At 36.4% G+C, this 15,826-nt stretch carries 15 protein-coding genes, 1 pseudogene and 1 riboswitch; all 16 genes and pseudogenes read left to right on the forward strand.

Going from position 1 to position 15,826, the window contains the following annotated elements; all coding sequences use genetic code 11:
- Window positions 1-59: 59 nt before the first annotated feature.
- A complete protein-coding gene (locus ACHABW_RS19225) occupies window positions 60-1,013 on the forward strand; it encodes a CobW family GTP-binding protein (RefSeq protein WP_435757669.1) in 954 nt (317 codons plus the stop codon).
- A 229-nt stretch (window positions 1,014-1,242) separates the two neighbouring features.
- Window positions 1,243-1,371, forward strand: a pseudogene (locus ACHABW_RS19230) ((2Fe-2S) ferredoxin domain-containing protein); the annotation flags it as partial.
- 34 nt (window positions 1,372-1,405) lie between these two features.
- A complete protein-coding gene (locus ACHABW_RS19235; RefSeq protein ID WP_435757671.1) occupies window positions 1,406-2,464 on the forward strand; it encodes a metal ABC transporter solute-binding protein, Zn/Mn family in 1,059 nt (352 codons plus the stop codon).
- A gap of 302 nt (window positions 2,465-2,766) precedes the next feature.
- A riboswitch (TPP riboswitch) is annotated at window positions 2,767-2,874 on the forward strand.
- Window positions 2,875-2,975: 101 nt separating this feature from the next.
- Window positions 2,976-4,094, forward strand: a complete 1,119-nt coding sequence (locus ACHABW_RS19240) for a long-chain fatty acid--CoA ligase (RefSeq protein WP_435757673.1) — start codon at window positions 2,976-2,978, stop codon at window positions 4,092-4,094.
- A 1-nt stretch (window position 4,095) separates the two neighbouring features.
- The gene (locus ACHABW_RS19245; RefSeq protein ID WP_435757675.1) at window positions 4,096-5,580 is read left to right on the forward strand and encodes an acyl-CoA reductase; all 1,485 of its coding nucleotides are present in this window, start codon (window positions 4,096-4,098) and stop codon (window positions 5,578-5,580) included.
- Between the two features lie 14 nt (window positions 5,581-5,594).
- Window positions 5,595-6,362, forward strand: a complete 768-nt coding sequence (locus tag ACHABW_RS19250; protein ID WP_435757677.1) for an ABC transporter ATP-binding protein — start codon at window positions 5,595-5,597, stop codon at window positions 6,360-6,362.
- Window positions 6,359-7,108, forward strand: a complete 750-nt coding sequence (locus ACHABW_RS19255) for an ABC transporter permease (protein ID WP_435757679.1) — start codon at window positions 6,359-6,361, stop codon at window positions 7,106-7,108. Before ACHABW_RS19250 ends, ACHABW_RS19255 begins: the two co-directional genes overlap by 4 nt.
- Window positions 7,109-7,121: 13 nt before the next feature.
- Window positions 7,122-8,168, forward strand: a complete 1,047-nt coding sequence (locus tag ACHABW_RS19260; protein WP_435757681.1) for an ABC transporter substrate-binding protein — start codon at window positions 7,122-7,124, stop codon at window positions 8,166-8,168.
- 9 nt (window positions 8,169-8,177) lie between these two features.
- Window positions 8,178-8,954: a 3-oxoacyl-ACP reductase gene (locus tag ACHABW_RS19265; protein ID WP_435757683.1), complete on the forward strand. Its 777-nt coding sequence runs from the start codon at window positions 8,178-8,180 to the stop codon at window positions 8,952-8,954.
- Between the two features lie 1,581 nt (window positions 8,955-10,535).
- Window positions 10,536-11,477 carry a sugar-binding transcriptional regulator gene (locus ACHABW_RS19270; protein ID WP_435757685.1) on the forward strand — a complete coding sequence of 314 codons (942 nt, stop codon included), beginning with the start codon at window positions 10,536-10,538 and terminating at the stop codon, window positions 11,475-11,477.
- Window positions 11,478-11,507: 30 nt separating this feature from the next.
- Complete coding sequence (locus ACHABW_RS19275; RefSeq protein ID WP_435757687.1) at window positions 11,508-11,951, forward strand: transcriptional regulator GutM; 444 nt, start codon at window positions 11,508-11,510, stop codon at window positions 11,949-11,951.
- Window positions 11,952-11,955: 4 nt separating this feature from the next.
- Complete coding sequence (srlA, locus tag ACHABW_RS19280) at window positions 11,956-12,504, forward strand: PTS glucitol/sorbitol transporter subunit IIC (protein ID WP_435757689.1); 549 nt, start codon at window positions 11,956-11,958, stop codon at window positions 12,502-12,504.
- Window positions 12,505-12,516: 12 nt separating this feature from the next.
- Window positions 12,517-13,533 (forward strand): PTS glucitol/sorbitol transporter subunit IIB, encoded by a 1,017-nt coding sequence (gene srlE, locus ACHABW_RS19285; RefSeq protein ID WP_435757691.1) that lies wholly within the window; start codon window positions 12,517-12,519, stop codon window positions 13,531-13,533.
- A gap of 33 nt (window positions 13,534-13,566) precedes the next feature.
- Window positions 13,567-13,932, forward strand: a complete 366-nt coding sequence (locus ACHABW_RS19290) for a PTS glucitol/sorbitol transporter subunit IIA (protein ID WP_435757693.1) — start codon at window positions 13,567-13,569, stop codon at window positions 13,930-13,932.
- Window positions 13,933-13,951: 19 nt separating this feature from the next.
- Window positions 13,952-14,728: a sorbitol-6-phosphate dehydrogenase gene (gene srlD / locus ACHABW_RS19295; protein ID WP_435757695.1), complete on the forward strand. Its 777-nt coding sequence runs from the start codon at window positions 13,952-13,954 to the stop codon at window positions 14,726-14,728.
- 78 nt (window positions 14,729-14,806) lie between these two features.
- A complete protein-coding gene (locus tag ACHABW_RS19300; protein ID WP_435757697.1) occupies window positions 14,807-15,478 on the forward strand; it encodes a transaldolase family protein in 672 nt (223 codons plus the stop codon).
- Window positions 15,479-15,826: the final 348 nt, after the last annotated feature.

A 15,826-nucleotide genomic window follows, 5' to 3' on the forward strand; every position in this document is an offset into this window, starting at 1 on the left:
TTTTATCTAAGATAGCGCATTATGATCAGAGAAATTAGATAGAAAGGAATTAATGTAGTATGCAAATAACGGATTCGAAAAAAGTTGACATCATTATCATAAGTGGTTTTTTGGGCAGTGGAAAAACAACGCTATTAAAGGACTTAGTCCAATTTGAAAAAAGTAAGGGTAGAAGAATAGGAGTATTGATGAATGAGATGGGGGATGTAAGTGTTGATTCTGCAATCATTCCTTCGGATACCCCATTTATAGAGATGTTAAATGGTTGTATTTGCTGTACGATACAGGGAGAGTTAAGTGTGCAATTAAACTTACTGTTAGAAGAACATGAATTAGATATCATTTTTATAGAAGCAACTGGTGCCGCTCATCCGTTAGAAGTAATGGAAGCTTGTACACACCCATTTTTAGCTAATAAGCTTCGTATTAAAGGGGTTATAACAGTTGTGAGTGCAAAACAGTGGGTGGAAAATAGATTAAGTAATAAGCTTAAAAAGCTGTTGGCAGAACAAGTTAAATATGCAGATATTGTACTTATAAATAAAAAAGATCTAGTCAGCTCGCATGTTCTCTATTCGGTAAAGGAGAATATGGAGCAGATTAATGATCGAGCGCGCATTTCAATGGTTGCTTTTGCAAAAATTGACTTTTCATGGCTTTATTCAGAGAACGAAGAAAGTAAAAGCTTAAGGAACAATAAGTTAAGTAATCATCACGAATCTCATTTACACAATCATTTACATCTCACGACATTTACTTGCTCTATTGAGAAGCCTATAGATAGACTAAAATTATTAGATTGGTTAGAAAACATTCAAGATTCCCTTTACCGCATAAAAGGATTCATACATCTAAATGAATCTCTAGGTCTTTATTTATTTAATTATGCTCAAGGTGATCCTATTTTTGAACGATACCTATCTGAAAGGCACTATAGTCCTGTTCTTGTTTTTATTGGAGAAGGATTGGACCAAACTCATATTGAAAAAGAAATAAGAAATTTACAAGTTTAAACGAATTACGAAAGAAAACGACCTTAAACAGTCGTTTTTTTTTACATAAAGTATAAGCTCACGCTGTATTTAACAAAAGAAGCTATGCGTATTTCTTAGAAAATAAAGTTAACGAGATATAGTTGACAATTAATAAAAAAATAGATAAGATCATAAAACGTAATAATTACGATTTAAAAGAATGCAGTTACTATGAATTTACTAAATAATATTCTGGGGAGTGAGGAAAGTGGCTACATGGAATTTAAGTAAAACACAACATCACATTCTTATTTGTAATGGAAGTAGCTGCAATAATGCAGGTGCAGAAGAGTTAACACAATCTATTAGAAAAGAGATCACCGTTAGATGTTTAGACAAATCATAATCATTAAGAAAAGTGGGAGAATGGAATGAAAAAAGTATCTGTTATTATTTCGACTTTAGTTGTTACCAGTGCGGTTCTATCGGCATGTGGTGAAAATGAAGTGGACACAAATTTATCAAACAACGAGGAAGTAGAAAATGTTTCAATTGAAACCATTGAAATTATGACAACGCTATTCCCGTTAGAGGATTTTGCAAATCGAATTGGTGGTGAGTATGTTGAAGTGGAGAACATAGTTCCGGTTGGATCAGATGTACATACGTTTGAACCCACAGCTAATCAGATGATTGAGTTAGCAGAAGCGGATTTATTTATTTACAACGGAGCAGACTATGAAGGCTTTTCGGATAGTATTATCGATGCAGTGGATTCTCATGACGTGAAAATAATTACGGCTTCAGAAGGAATAGATCTTATCAAATATAATCATAACAAACAAGACTCTGGTGAGATTAGAGGTCATGATGATGAGCATAATGGACATGAGAATAACGATCACGATGATGTAAATAATGATCATGGGCATGAAAACAATGATAACGACCACGACCATGAACATGGTGAAAATGATCCCCACGTTTGGTTAGATCCGATCCGTGCAATTGAAGTTGCAGAGAATATAAAAGATGCTTTAGTGGAGGCTCGTCCAGACGCTGAAGAAGAATTCAGCCTAAATTTTGAGGAACTAAAATTGGATTTGCAAGAGTTAGACGATAATTTTCAAGGCATGGTTGATGAAGTAACACAAGACACAATGATTGTCTCTCACGCCGCTTACGGATATTGGAAAGATCGATATGGCATTAATCAAATAGCTATTTCAGGTCTTTCATCCACAAATGAGCCAACTATTCAACAAATTCAAGAAGTAATAAGTTTTATGGAAAGCAATGATATTACTTACGTCATGTTCGAACAGAATATTCCAACAAATATTGCTGAAACAGTTCGTGAACAAGTGGGTGCAGAGGAGTTGTGGCTGCACAATCTTTCTGCACTAGTAGAGGAGAATATTGAAAATGAGGATGATTACTTTAGCTTAATGGAGAAAAATGTTGAAACTTTAAGAAAGGCTCTACAATAACGTTAAAGAGAAATGTTGCAGACAAAAGCAAGACAAATCATAGACCCGAATTTCATTAGGAAGGGAGTGTATTAATGAACAAAAAAATTCCAGTTACCGTATTAGAGGGAGGAAAAACAAAATGTCTACTTCAGTTATCTCAATAGTACTTTATACTATTAAAGATGAATTGAAGAGTGGCGTTTTATACTAATTCTTGTACCAATGTTGATGGTGCGTTGGAACTATCTCATTGGTTGACAAACATAAACGCCGTGATAAGATTGATATGATTATAGAATTAAAAATAAATTTCATAAAGCAATTGCCACTGGGGGGGCCAAAGTTTTGGCTGAGATTAAAGTGTAACTTTAAGACCCTTTGAACCTGATCTAACTAATTATAGCGTAGGGAAGTGGACATCAGATTAATGAGCTATTTGAATACATATAGTTTATCAATAGATGCCCGCAACCTCTTTGGAAGCGGGCTTTTTGTATGCCAAAAATTTATATCGATTGGAGTGTCCACATTGTTTAAGGATTATCTGCAATTAAAACAAGACTTGACAGAATTTATCGATCAACTAACAGCAACGGATGTTGAATTTAATACGATGGCGTTAAAAGTCTTTCAGTTTCAATATGAACATAATCAGCCTTTTCGCAAATTTTGCAGAAAACGCCGTGTTTCACCAAGGACGATAAAACATTTTACAGAGATCCCACCTATTGCAATAGATGCATTTAAATTAACAACACTGTCTTCCTTTCCAATAGAAAAAACAGAGGCACTGTTTATGACGAGTGGAACGACAAATCCGGAAAAACGCGGGAAGAATTATCATCGTGATTTGCAAATATATAATCACTCTATGATGGCTCATTTTAAACCATTCATTATGCCTGATTTTGAAAAAATGAAGATGTTTGTACTTTTCCCGCCAAAAGAGGAGATGCCGAATTCATCTTTAGCACATTATTTAAACCTTGCCAAAACAGCGTATGGTACTGATAATAGTCAATATATTTTCTCTAAAGACGGATTTCAACTTGAAAAATTGATTGAAGAACTTCGATTAGCTGAACAATCAGACGAACCGATTCTATTAATAGGTGCAACTTTTTCATTCATTCATTTATTGGATTACTGTAAAAAAGAAGGGATTTGTTTTAATCTTTCTCTTAAAAGCAGACTGATGGATACTGGAGGAGCGAAAGGACGTTCGCGTGAAATGGATCCACATGAGTTTAAACAAGAAATGTGCAATCTACTTAATATACCTTTAGAAATGTCAGTAAATATGTATGGAATGACAGAATTAAGCTCACAGATATATGACCGAAATCTTTATGATTATTTCAACCAACAGCCAATTTCTTCGGTAAAAAAGGCACCACACTGGGTAAGAACGGTTATTGTTGATGTGGAACATATGAAACAGAAACCAGTAGGTGAAAAAGGTCTCATTGTTCATTATGATTTGGCCAACCTTAATTCAATCATGAGCATTCTAACTGAGGATATAGGCGTCCAGAATGAAAATGGCTTTACGTTATTAGGCAGAGCTGAAGGGGCAGAGGCGAAAGGTTGTTCCTTAGCAGTAGAGCAATTTATCAGCTCCACACAACCAACAGGAGGAGAATCCTAATATGACTTTGAACTATTCCTGCTTTCATGTACCGGAAAGTTGTGAAGAGCATGTTAAAAACCTACCACTCAAGAAGTTGGTATTTGAGAACCATCATGAAGTGCTAGAACTACAAGTGCCGGAACTAAATCCAGAAATAATTACCTACTTAACTGATACGTTGAAATTTCAGCAACAAACCTATTTACGGAAACTCAAAACAAATGATATTATCAAGATTTTAAATGAAGCAATTCAAAAGTGGTTAGACCCTCGATATGAGTTAAGGCAGTTTGCTGAACATCTTTTACCCATTATAACTGGATATGATCCTGAAATGGTTCGTTTATTTCTCAATCAATATTTACGAGAGTTTCGTAAAGAAAAATTACAACGCATGATTGATGAGGATTTTCCTAATCCATTGATTTTAGATGAGTTTCGTCCTCGGAAATCAGGTGGCCTTTACAGAGCTTATGGACCAGAGTTAATCACACATATTTTTTCAGGGAATGTTCCTGCACTACCGCTGTGGAGTCTCACGGCAGGCTTGTTACTTAAATCAGCAACATTAGGTAAGGTCTCATCATCAGAGCCTTTATTTCCGGTTTTGTTTGCTAAAACACTAAAGGAGATTGACCCTAAACTCGCAGATGCGATGGCTGTTTTATCGTGGAAAGGCGGAGATGAAGCATTAGAAAAAGAAAGCTTTTCAAGATCGAATGCCGTGGTTGCCTATGGTGGAAAAGAATCCATTGAATCGATCAAACAGAAAGTTCCATCTCATGTTCCCCTCCAATCACATGGACATAAAGTTAGCTTTGGTGTCATAACCAACGAGTGCCTATCAGCTACGAAAGGAGCAGAAGCGGCTAAATTAGCAGCTTCTGATGTATCGTGGTTTGACCAGCAAGGGTGTCTATCACCTCATGTCTTTTTTGTTGAACGAAATGGGAAATATTCAACTAGTGACTTTGCTGAAATGCTTGCAAATGAAATGGCAAACATCCAGCATAAACATCCAAGAGCCGATTTAACTGACGAAGAACAGCATGCCATTGTGAAATTTCGTTCAACGATAGAATTGGAAAGTTTTGAAAATAATAACTTACGCATAATACAAAGTAATGATAATACAGCATGGACGGTTGTATATCGTGATTTGGAAGAGAATATACGGAAAGATACTTTTCCTTTCTCACCACTTAATCGTTTTGTAACAGTCATTCCAGTTGATTCTATCTTAGACATTAAGAAGTATATAAATAAATTAAAAGGTTACATTCAAACGGTTGGAGTAGGTTGTTCTCCTCAATCCTTTTCTTCCATTATTTCAATGTTAGGGGAATCTGGTGTAAATCGTATTTGTGCGCTAGGATCGATGCCTCATCCACAGCCTGGTTGGCATCATGATGGAAGATTTCATTTAGCTGATCTCGTTCATTTTTGTGACGTAGAGGCTTCCCTTGAGGACCTTATGGATGATTTTGACCCTTTCAGAATTTAGAGGAGAGAGAAATAATGACGATTATTATTGAGTGTCAAGATGTTGGCATACAGTTTAATGCTGGTAAGAAACCTGTTTTATCCAATATTAATATGCAGGTTCAACCTGGTGAATTTATCAGTATTATCGGGAAAAGCGGGTCTGGAAAAACGACATTACTGCAAATGATCGGTGGGTTGCTTTCCCCAACACAAGGAAAAATAAACGTTTGTGGGAAAAAAATCAACGAGCCGATTAACGAAATAACCTATGTGTTTCAAAGTCCTGTTCTTTTAGAATGGCGCAATGTACTTGAAAATGTCTTGGTCCCAATAGAGTTAAAAAGACGGCCGAATAAGTCTGATATTGATAAAGCGAAAGAGGTTATCGATTCTGTTGGGTTAGCTGGTCACGAAGAGAAATATCCCCATGAATTATCGGGAGGGATGAAGTCCAGAGTTACCTTAGCAAGATCGTTGTTGACACAGCCAAAAATTCTATTAATGGATGAGCCATTTTCGTCTTTAGATGCGATGACAAAGGAGCAGCTTCAATTAGAATTGATGGAACTGTCCATCGAATTTTCGACAACAATTATATTTATTACACATGATATTACAGAAGCTGTCTACTTATCAGATAAAGTTTTCTTATTAGAAGAACAACCAGGACAAGCAGTCAAAGAGTTTTCTGTCCCTTTTCCTAGACCAAGACGAAAAGAGTGGAAGTTCGAGCCTTCTACAACTACTATTATTAAAGATATTTATCAACATTTTGAAGGAGTAGGTGGCTCTTCTATATGAAAAAAATGAAGCTTTATTCAATCTTATTGTTCCTTGTCATGTTGATTATCTGGGAAGGAGTTGTACGCATAAAGGACATTTCACAGATCATTCTGCCAACTCCCTCAGATATTGCCTTCAACCTTGTGCAACATTTTCAAAGTGGCTATTTTTATCCACATATAATCGCAACATCCATTGAAGTATTTGGTGGCTTCTTTGCAGGCTCTTTACTTGGTATTGGTTTAGGATTTATTGTTTCTCTATCGAAGCCCGCGCAGGAAATTTTACATCCTTATATTATCGCTTCTCAAGCGATGCCGAAGCTGGCCTTAGCACCACTGCTCGTTCTTTGGTTTGGGTTTGGCTATACACCAAAAATTTTAATCGTCGCTCTCGTTTGTTTCTTTCCATTATTTGAAAATACTGTCACCGGACTATCCAATGTTAGTAGAGATAAATTAATGTTGTTTCGCTCATTAAGGGCGACTTCCTATCAAACTTTAATGAAAGTACGCTTACCTGCCGCTATGCCATACATTTTTTCCGGATTACGTGTGGCAGTTATATTAAGTGTGGTGGGTGCAGTCGTTAGTGAATTTATTGGTGCAAATAAAGGGTTAGGAGCACTGATCATTGCTTCCCAAGGAATGATGGACACGACGTTAATGTTTTCTGTTTTTATTTTACTTACAGTTAAAGGTATTTTGTTGTATCAATCTATTTGTTGGATTGAAGCTATATTTTTTAAAAAGTACATGTTTTGAAGGAGGAAATAAAATGAAGAAACTAGTAAAGAAATTAGGTCCTGCATATTTATTTACTTTATTAACACTAAGTGTTGTTGGATGTGGAACCAATGAGGAGAAACAAGAAGTCTTACAGGTAAATAATGATGCATTGGAAGAACAACCCATGGAGGAAATAAAAATGGCCTCTTGGAGTCAGTCAATTGTTGAACAAAGTAACCTTTATTTAGCAGATGAAAAAGGGTGGTTTGACGAAGCTGGTCTTGATTTTGAGTATATTCCGGGATCTGGTGGCGGAGATGCTGTCCGAAATATTATTTCTGGGAATGCTGATATTGCTTTTGCAAATGTGGAAGCTGTTCTCTTAGCTCTTGAACAAGGGGAGGAACTAAGAGTTATCTATAATATTTATCCTGAAAATGTCTTTAATATTGTTTCTCTTAAAGACAGCAACATTAATACGATGGAAGACTTACGTGGAAAAGATGTCGGTGTCTATAGTCGTGCTAGCGGAACATATCAAAATCTTCTTGTTCTTCTTCATCAAGCAGGGATGACAGAGGAAGATGTAAATATTATTGAGACAGGTGTTTTAAATTTTGGCCCATTAATGAATAACCAGGTTGTTGCAACAGCAGCAACAGATACAGGTCTTTTTGATGCACAACAAAATGATATAGGAGAAGTAGATGTTATGGAAGCAAAAGATGTGTTAAATACCCCAGCGGATGTCTTTGTTGTAACAGAAGACGTGTTCCAAGAAAAAGAAGATATGCTTCTTCGTTTCTTACAAGTTTATCGCGATAGTGTCAATTATACAATGGACCAACCAGAAGAAGCTGCTGAAATCGCTGTTGATGCTGCAATTGATGGACAAGATAAGGATAGAAATATTGAAATCATTCATATTCGGAATAAATCTTCTACGAATGATGAATTAGAAGAAAAAGGATTAGGGTGGTTAAATACCGAAGTTTTACAAGAAGTAGAAGAAGTGTACTATGATTTGGGGCTACTTGAGGAAAGAGTAAATATCGAAAACTTTACAACAAATGAATTCGTAGAACAATTAGAATAGGTGATAAATATGGATACAGAATTAAAGCGAAAAGTAGTTCTCATTACAGGATCTAGTAGAGGAATAGGAGCAGAAATAGCAAAAGGTTTCGCTCAACAAGGTGCGACGGTTATTATTAATTATGTAAAAAGCAAAGATAAGGCAGAAAACCTTGCAGAAAAATTAATGGAACATTACGATATTGATGCATTTGCAGTACAAGGTGATGTTACTATCGAGTCTGATATGAAAACGATGATTGCTCAAGTAGTCTCGGAGTTTGATACGATTGATATTGTTGTTAATAATGCCTTACCTAACTATACATTTGATCCAGAGAGACGAAAACTAGCTTGGGAACTTGAGTGGGAAGACTATCAACTTCAGCTTGATGGAGCTTTGAAAGGAACATATAATGTTTGCAAATATATTATCCCTGTGCTGAAGGAAAACGGAGCTGGTCGGATTATTAATATGGTTAGCAATCTTGTTTTCCGTCCTATCGTTCCTTACCATGATTATAATACAGCAAAAGCAGCTGTTCTTGCGTACTCTCAAAATTTAGCTGTAGATTTAGGATCTTTTGGAATAACAGTAAATTGCGTGGCACCTGGACTTGTTTATCCAACCGATGCAAGCAGATCAACAAAAGAAGAAATAAAAGAATTAATAAAAAGCCAAACACCTCTTCATCGAATTGCAAAGCCTGAAGATATTGTAGGGAGTGTGCTTTTCTTTGCAAGTAACTGGTCATCTTTTGTCACCGGACAATGTATGATAGTTGATGGTGGTTTGGTAATGAAATAGGTAGCTACTTGATTTAGTAGGGGAAGCCTGCGTTCTATTTGATGGTTTAACACATTGGGGTACCGATAATTTTTGGGGCAGTGCAACTAACCATAGTGGGAGAGCGCCACGCTGGCAGCGTGGAGGTCAGGGGTTCGAGCCCCCTTGGCTCCACCATACATAAACCTATCAACGATGCGGTTCTTCGTCTTTACGAGGAATGGTGTCGTTTTTTTTGGTTGAACAATTCTAAGAGATGTACTATTTTTAGGAGTTTAATCTTTCATTAAAACATATTGAAGACAAGAGTATTTTTATTGTTATTAAATGTCGGTGACATATTTACATATATTATGATTATAGTTTTTTTTATTTAAAATATGAGATAATCATTGCGTCTATTTAAGTGATGATCAAAAGACACTGGAACTTTCAATGCTCATGACCTATATGGAATATGGGAGATTTCTATTCCAATGATTAGAAACGCTGAATGGAAGAAGGAAAATCGTAAAGTGATTGCACTGTATAGTAAGAATTCTAAAAGTAGAAATTAACTTTTCGATTCTTCCTTCCATAGCGATCGATTTCTTTCTAGAAGTTAACACTCGAATACATTGTTTCAAACGTTTAAAACGTTTGAAACTCTCTTTTGAAATTCAGATTTTTGGATTCTTTTTGTGAAAAGTAAAAGAAAAACCAAGGAATTTTCGTTTCCATGGCAGTCTACTGCACTTTCTGTTCATTCATCTTTAATTTGAGTTTTAAATGTCGTCATGCTTTTTATTACGCGTAAACCCGCTTTTTTAGATTGAACATAGATATTACGGCAAGTAGCCAACTCCTACGTGAATTGTCCGTTCTTCTTGTGTGGTAACAGCTTTCAGCCCTTCTAATGTACCCCATGGGGATTGCGCTTATCTATCAGACCTCCCCAGGTAAAAGGACGTAACCTTTCCCTCCATCTATCTGCTTCATTTACTCTGTCACCTTTGGTAGAAAGGAATTTGTTTTGTTTTGCAAACTCTTCCAATTACACCTAGCCTTCTATGAAGCTCGTGTTCCTGTGACCGGAGGTTTTCCGCTTGCTTCCTTCAGATTCCACGTCACCGTGGACACCAGTGCGTTAAGCTATATGTTACTTCTACCTTCACAGTTCGGGACTTACACCCTATAGATTACGCCCAGCGCTGTGGACAACGAAAACCTATCTCAAAATAAGTGAGGCAGGTTAGGAGTATTAGTTATGTTTTCGTACCATTTATTCTGCAATGCCGTTCCACTCTATCTTTAGAAAATGAACCAAGAGCAATAGTTCGGATATATCTTTTAAATAGTTCAGAAATAATCAGCCCCTCTTCTCAGAATCCTATGATAACTATAATATGATCTGTATATCTTTTCTTAACCTCATGATCTACTGCATAAAATGAGGCAGCTCGCCGGATATTAATACTCCGGATCCACTAACCCTTTTATTTTTAAATTTAATTTGAAGTCTCCTTGACAAAATAAACAAGCTCCCATATAATCAGAATCATGAGTTGCACAGATATTCACACGTTGCACATATGTGCAAGTGAGAGCGAGAGGTGAAAGAATATGTCGTTATGGCAAGAACACCGTCTGTTAGTAAAAGTTTCAAAAATGTACTATGAACAAGAAATGACTCAGAGTCAGATTTCTAAAGAATTAGGAATTTATCGAACAACGATTAGTCGCATGCTTAAAAGAGCGAAACAAGAAGGTATTATTGAAATAAAAATTAATTCCGACTTTGAAGATGTATATAACCTAGAGGAAAAATTAGAAGCTAAATTCGGACTTAAGGAAGTCATTGTCGTGCCATCTTTTGATGATAATGAGAAAGTAATTAAACAAAAGCTTGGTTTGGCTACCGCTGAATATTTAAAACGCATTCTAAAAAATGGGCATACACTCGGATTTGCATGGGGGACGACAATCGTCAATGTTTCGAACCAACTTATTAACTGTGAGAAAAGAGAAATTGATATTGTTCCATTAGTTGGTGGACCGGGCGCTGTTGATGCAGACTATCACGTAAATACTATCATCTATAAAACTGCTGAAGCATTTCAAGGAAAAGCACATTTTATTGATTCAGCTGCTATTGTAAATAAAAGGGAGACTAAGGACGATACGATAAGCTCTCCACACTTTAAAAGGATTCTAGATTATTGGGCGAAGTTGGATGTAGCAGTATTAGGTATAGGAGCCCAATTAAAATCATCGAACCTCATTTGGACGGGATTCTTTGGATATGAGGAAGTAGAAGAACTAGATAAAGAAAATGCCATCGGAGATATTTGTTCAAGATTCTATGATGCAGAAGGGAAAGTTATTCATTCTGATTTAGCGGAAAGAACAATTGCAATTGAATTACCTAAACTCAGAAATGTCCCTTATTCAATTGGTGTAGCTGAATCAAAAGAGAAAGTTCCTTCAATCCTGGGAGCAATAAAAGGAAAGTTTATAAATGTGCTAGTTACAGATGAAGAAACAGCCAAAGAATTATTAAAATAACTTTTGAGAACGCTTTAAAGGAGTGGGGAAATGATCATTTATTTAATTATTTTAATCGGCTTGGCTTGGTTGGTTCAAAGCTTCCTAGGATTTCTCCAAATACAGCATTTCAATAAACATTTCGTAGAGATGAGAAGAAAAGGAAAAGTTGCGATTGGACGAAGACGTGGGTTTTTCCGGGCAGGCACAGTTGTCTTGCTAGGAGTGAATTCTCGTAAAGAAATAATAGACGCTAGAAAAATGCAGGGTATTACAGTGTTATCTAAAGTAAAGGTGCTTAAAGGATTAGAAGAGAAAAGCATCTTAAAAATCAAAGAAGTAGATTTAAAACAATATGACGTATTGACGGCTGCCTCTATACAAGACGCAGTCTTCCAATATAAAACTGTAGTTTTAGAAGGAGGTGAAGTTTTAGAACATCCGAGTTTGTTCAAGAAAATATCAAATAAGTTTTTTAAATTAAAAGAGGGGTGAAAAAATGGTAGATTTAATTACAAATTTTGCTGATGGTTTCATAGGATTGTTCGAAGCCGGTGGAGAAGTATTTGTTGATTTTGTTACAGGAATTATACCGTTATTGATTTGCTTACTAGTAGCAATGAATGCGATTGTAAAGTTTATTGGTGAAGAGAGAGTGGAGAATTTTGCTGCGAAGGCAGGGACAAATATTTTTTCGAGGTATTTCATCTTACCAGTGGTAGGAACGTTCTTTTTAGCAAATCCTATGACTTTATCACTTGGAAGGTTTTTGGCTGAAAAACATAAGCCCAGTTATTACGCAGCTGCGTCTTATTCGTGTCATTCACATAACGGATTATTTCCACACGTAAATCCTGGTGAATTGTTTGTATTTTTGGGTGTTGCGAGTGGTATTACAACACTTGGGTTACCTGTCGGTGAACTTGCTGTATTTTATTTCTTAGTTGGTATTGTTACAAACTTCTTCAGAGGTTGGATCACAGACTTTACAACTGCATTTGTAGAAAAGCAACAAGGAATTAAGCTGAAAGAGAAAATTGAATTATAAAGGGGTGTTAATATGAGTCAGAATAACTATCAATCCATTGAAGTGAAGGCAGGACCAGGTGGATTTGGCGGGCCACTTCATATCCACACAGATGAAAAGAAAAACAAAGTTGTTTATATCACAGGTGGCGACATACCCGACGTTGCGGTTCGGGTTGCTGAGCTTATTGATTGTGAATTAGTTGACGGATTTAAAACAAGTGTTCCAGACGAAGAAACGGCTTGTGTCATTATCAATTGTGGAGGCACACTACGCTGTGGTATCTATCCACAAAAGAGGATCCCGACAATAAACATCGAAGCAACAGGTCAAAGTGGCCCGTTAGCTAAGCATATCACAGAGGACATATATGTGTCAGCAGTGCGTCCTAAAGACATTACTTTATTGGACGACAAGTCTCAACTTTCTGCCACAGTCAAGACAGAAAATAAAGAACCAAAAGAACCAGTGAGAAAATATACTTCTGACAAAAAAATAAGTGAACAACAAAGACCAAGAGGACTCATGACTAAGATTGGAATGGGAATGGGTAATATTGTAAATAACCTTTTCCAAGCAGGTCGAGATACTATCGATACAGTATTGAAAACAATTCTACCTTTTATGGCTTTTGTTGCTATGCTTATCGGGGTAATTTTAGAGACAGGAATCGGTGATCTATTTGCTAAATTTTTATCACCTTACGCTGGTTCTCTACCCGGTCTATTAGTCATATCATTAGTGGTTTCTTTCCCACTGTTATCCCCATTCTTAGGACCAGGAGCCGTTATTGCTCAAGTTGTAGGGGTATTAATTGGTACGGAGATAGGAAGAGGAAATATTCCACCTCAACTTGCTTTACCCGCATTATTTGCAATCAATTCTCAAGCTGCAGCTGACTTTGTACCAGTAGGTCTTGGTCTTGCGGAAGCAGAACCGGAAACAGTAGAGGTTGGAGTTCCATCCGTTTTATACTCCAGATTTTTAACAGGGGCACCAACTGTATTCGTAGCCTGGTTGGCCAGCTTCGGATTATATACAAATTACTAGTATCAGTATCAATATTTAAAGGAGTTGTGAAAGATGACAGTCATTTATGAAACAAACGTAGTGGAACTTGGTAGTATGGTTGACTCTTTTTATGATGACCAAATGATTATTCTATTTAGCTCTAATGCACCGGAAGAAATGAAAGAATATTGTGTATTACATGAAACAAATCAACTTCATAAAGATATACAGGTTGGCGACACACTGTATATCGGTGAAGAATCCTACGACGTAACCGCAGTAGGTAGTGCTGTAAATAAAAATCTCAATCAATTGGGTCATATCACCCTGAGTTTCTACGGAAAAACTGAGCCGGAATTGCCAGGATATCTGTGCCTTGAAAATAAAAAAATTACTCCAGTTCAAGATGGAAATAAAATAAAAATCTTACGCGATTAAAATAGAGGGAGGGTTCTATATGAGTTTGAAAACAGCAATTATTGTAGGTGGAGGTCAAAGTCTCGGAGAAGCACTTTGTTACCGACTTGCTGAAGAAAATTATCAAGTGGTCGTCGTTGATATAAATAAAGAAAATGCTGAGAAAGTAGCTAACGAGGTAGCTGAAAAATACAATATTCCAACATTAGCCGTCAAAAGTGATGTCACGAAAGAGGACGATGTCAGGGAATTCGTCAATCAAGCAAAAAACAAATTTGGAACCATTGATCTTCTAGTTTACAACGCTGGCGTTGCCGTCAGCAAGAAAATTACTAGCTTTGAAGTAAATGATTGGGACAAAACAGTGGATGTCAACCTCAAAGGATACTTCCTTTGTGCGAGAGAGATCTCTAAAACTATGATTGAACAAGAATTTGGTAATATTATTCAGATTAACTCTAAATCTGGTAAAGTTGGCAGTAAACACAATTCCGCTTATTCTGCTTCTAAATTTGGGGGTATTGGACTAACACAAAGTCTTGCCCTCGACTTGGCTGAACATAACATTCGTGTCAATTCAATTTTGCCCGGGAACCTTTTGGATTCCCCTATGTTCCAAAGCCTCATCCCGCAATATGCGAAAAAGCTAGACATTCAAGAAGATGAAGTATTGGATGTTTACAAAAGTAAGGTACCATTAAATAGAGGATGTACCTATGATGATATTGCAAATGCCGTTATCTTCTATGCATCAGAAAAGGCGTCTTACATGACAGGACAATCTATTAATGTCACAGGCGGACAAGTGATGCACTAAATCAGTTTGATAAACGAGTACATATAAATTATGTGCTCGTTATTTTCTTTTATCAAATAACAAACTTGGAGTGATTAAATGAAAATTTATATTGATTCAGCTAATATTGATGAGATTAAAGAGTTAAACAACATACTGCCTATTGATGGTGTCACAACAAATCCATCGATACTAAGTAAAGAAACAAATGAATCTCCCATATCTTTGTTAAAACACATCCGAGAAGTTCTCCACAAAGACCAACTATTATTTGCACAAGTAATTGAAGATGAATATGATAAACTCATTAACCAGGCCTATCAGCTTTTAGACCAGGTTGGAAAAGATACTGTGATAAAAATCCCTGTTACTTCAAACGGGCTAAAAGCTATCCAATATCTCGAAAAAAATAATATTACTACATTGGCAACCGCAGTTTTCCATCCTCAACAAACAAACTGGGCTGCAAAAGCAGGCGCAACTTATGTTGCTCCTTACGTTAATCGTATAGACCACCACGGTGGTGATGGACTAAAAGTCGTCAAAGAAAGTCTCTTTCTAATTAATAACTTTGATTATAACTGTCAGGTGATAGCCGCAAGCTTTAAAAACTCTAAACAGGTTCATGATTGCGCGATGCTTGGAACTCATTCTATCACTGCTAGCCCAGATATTCTAAAACAATCACTTTCTCATTTGAGTACATCAAGCAGCATAGATCAGTTTCAACAAGACTGGGTTAATACATTTGGAAGTAAAAATTTAATCTGAAGTCTAAACTAAGTATTTGAGTATTAAAGGGAAATGAAATACTGGATGCTTCATTTTATTGCGCACCCTTAGAAATGAGCAAACTTATAATAAAATCAACTTTCACGCCTAGAATAATCAGATCAATTTAATTTCTGTAAAGCTCATGGACTGGCGGTACCTAGATGATTCCTTTAGAAGTTGAAAATCGCATAGCTAAGTAGTTTTTCACAGGTATTTACCTGGGGAGGCTTACCTAACTACATTAAGAGCATACCCACCTGCCTACTTCATTCTGCGAAAGTTGTGTAATAATTTTAGGTGAAACTTAATTTATGTAAGCATAATAATCATTTTCTTGATCTTCCG

The organism is Salipaludibacillus sp. CF4.18, from assembly GCF_051262595.1.
Classification (GTDB): Bacteria; Bacillota; Bacilli; order Bacillales; family Salisediminibacteriaceae; genus Salipaludibacillus; species Salipaludibacillus neizhouensis.

What these genes read in the sequence shown, in the direction of transcription:
- ACHABW_RS19260 (WP_435757681.1), top strand. Translation starts at nt 7,122, where the DNA reads ATGAAGAAACTAGTAAAGAAATTAGGTCCTGCATATTTATTTACTTTA.
- ACHABW_RS19275 (WP_435757687.1), top strand. Translation starts at nt 11,508, where the DNA reads ATGATCATTTATTTAATTATTTTAATCGGCTTGGCTTGGTTGGTTCAA.
- srlA (WP_435757689.1), top strand. Translation starts at nt 11,956, where the DNA reads ATGGTAGATTTAATTACAAATTTTGCTGATGGTTTCATAGGATTGTTC.
- ACHABW_RS19245 (WP_435757675.1), top strand. Translation starts at nt 4,096, where the DNA reads ATGACTTTGAACTATTCCTGCTTTCATGTACCGGAAAGTTGTGAAGAG.
- srlE (WP_435757691.1), top strand. Translation starts at nt 12,517, where the DNA reads ATGAGTCAGAATAACTATCAATCCATTGAAGTGAAGGCAGGACCAGGT.
- ACHABW_RS19290 (WP_435757693.1), top strand. Translation starts at nt 13,567, where the DNA reads ATGACAGTCATTTATGAAACAAACGTAGTGGAACTTGGTAGTATGGTT.
- srlD (WP_435757695.1), top strand. Translation starts at nt 13,952, where the DNA reads ATGAGTTTGAAAACAGCAATTATTGTAGGTGGAGGTCAAAGTCTCGGA.
- ACHABW_RS19255 (WP_435757679.1), top strand. Translation starts at nt 6,359, where the DNA reads ATGAAAAAAATGAAGCTTTATTCAATCTTATTGTTCCTTGTCATGTTG.
- ACHABW_RS19225 (WP_435757669.1), top strand. Translation starts at nt 60, where the DNA reads ATGCAAATAACGGATTCGAAAAAAGTTGACATCATTATCATAAGTGGT.
- ACHABW_RS19250 (WP_435757677.1), top strand. Translation starts at nt 5,595, where the DNA reads ATGACGATTATTATTGAGTGTCAAGATGTTGGCATACAGTTTAATGCT.
- ACHABW_RS19235 (WP_435757671.1), top strand. Translation starts at nt 1,406, where the DNA reads ATGAAAAAAGTATCTGTTATTATTTCGACTTTAGTTGTTACCAGTGCG.
- ACHABW_RS19270 (WP_435757685.1), top strand. Translation starts at nt 10,536, where the DNA reads ATGTCGTTATGGCAAGAACACCGTCTGTTAGTAAAAGTTTCAAAAATG.
- ACHABW_RS19265 (WP_435757683.1), top strand. Translation starts at nt 8,178, where the DNA reads ATGGATACAGAATTAAAGCGAAAAGTAGTTCTCATTACAGGATCTAGT.
- ACHABW_RS19300 (WP_435757697.1), top strand. Translation starts at nt 14,807, where the DNA reads ATGAAAATTTATATTGATTCAGCTAATATTGATGAGATTAAAGAGTTA.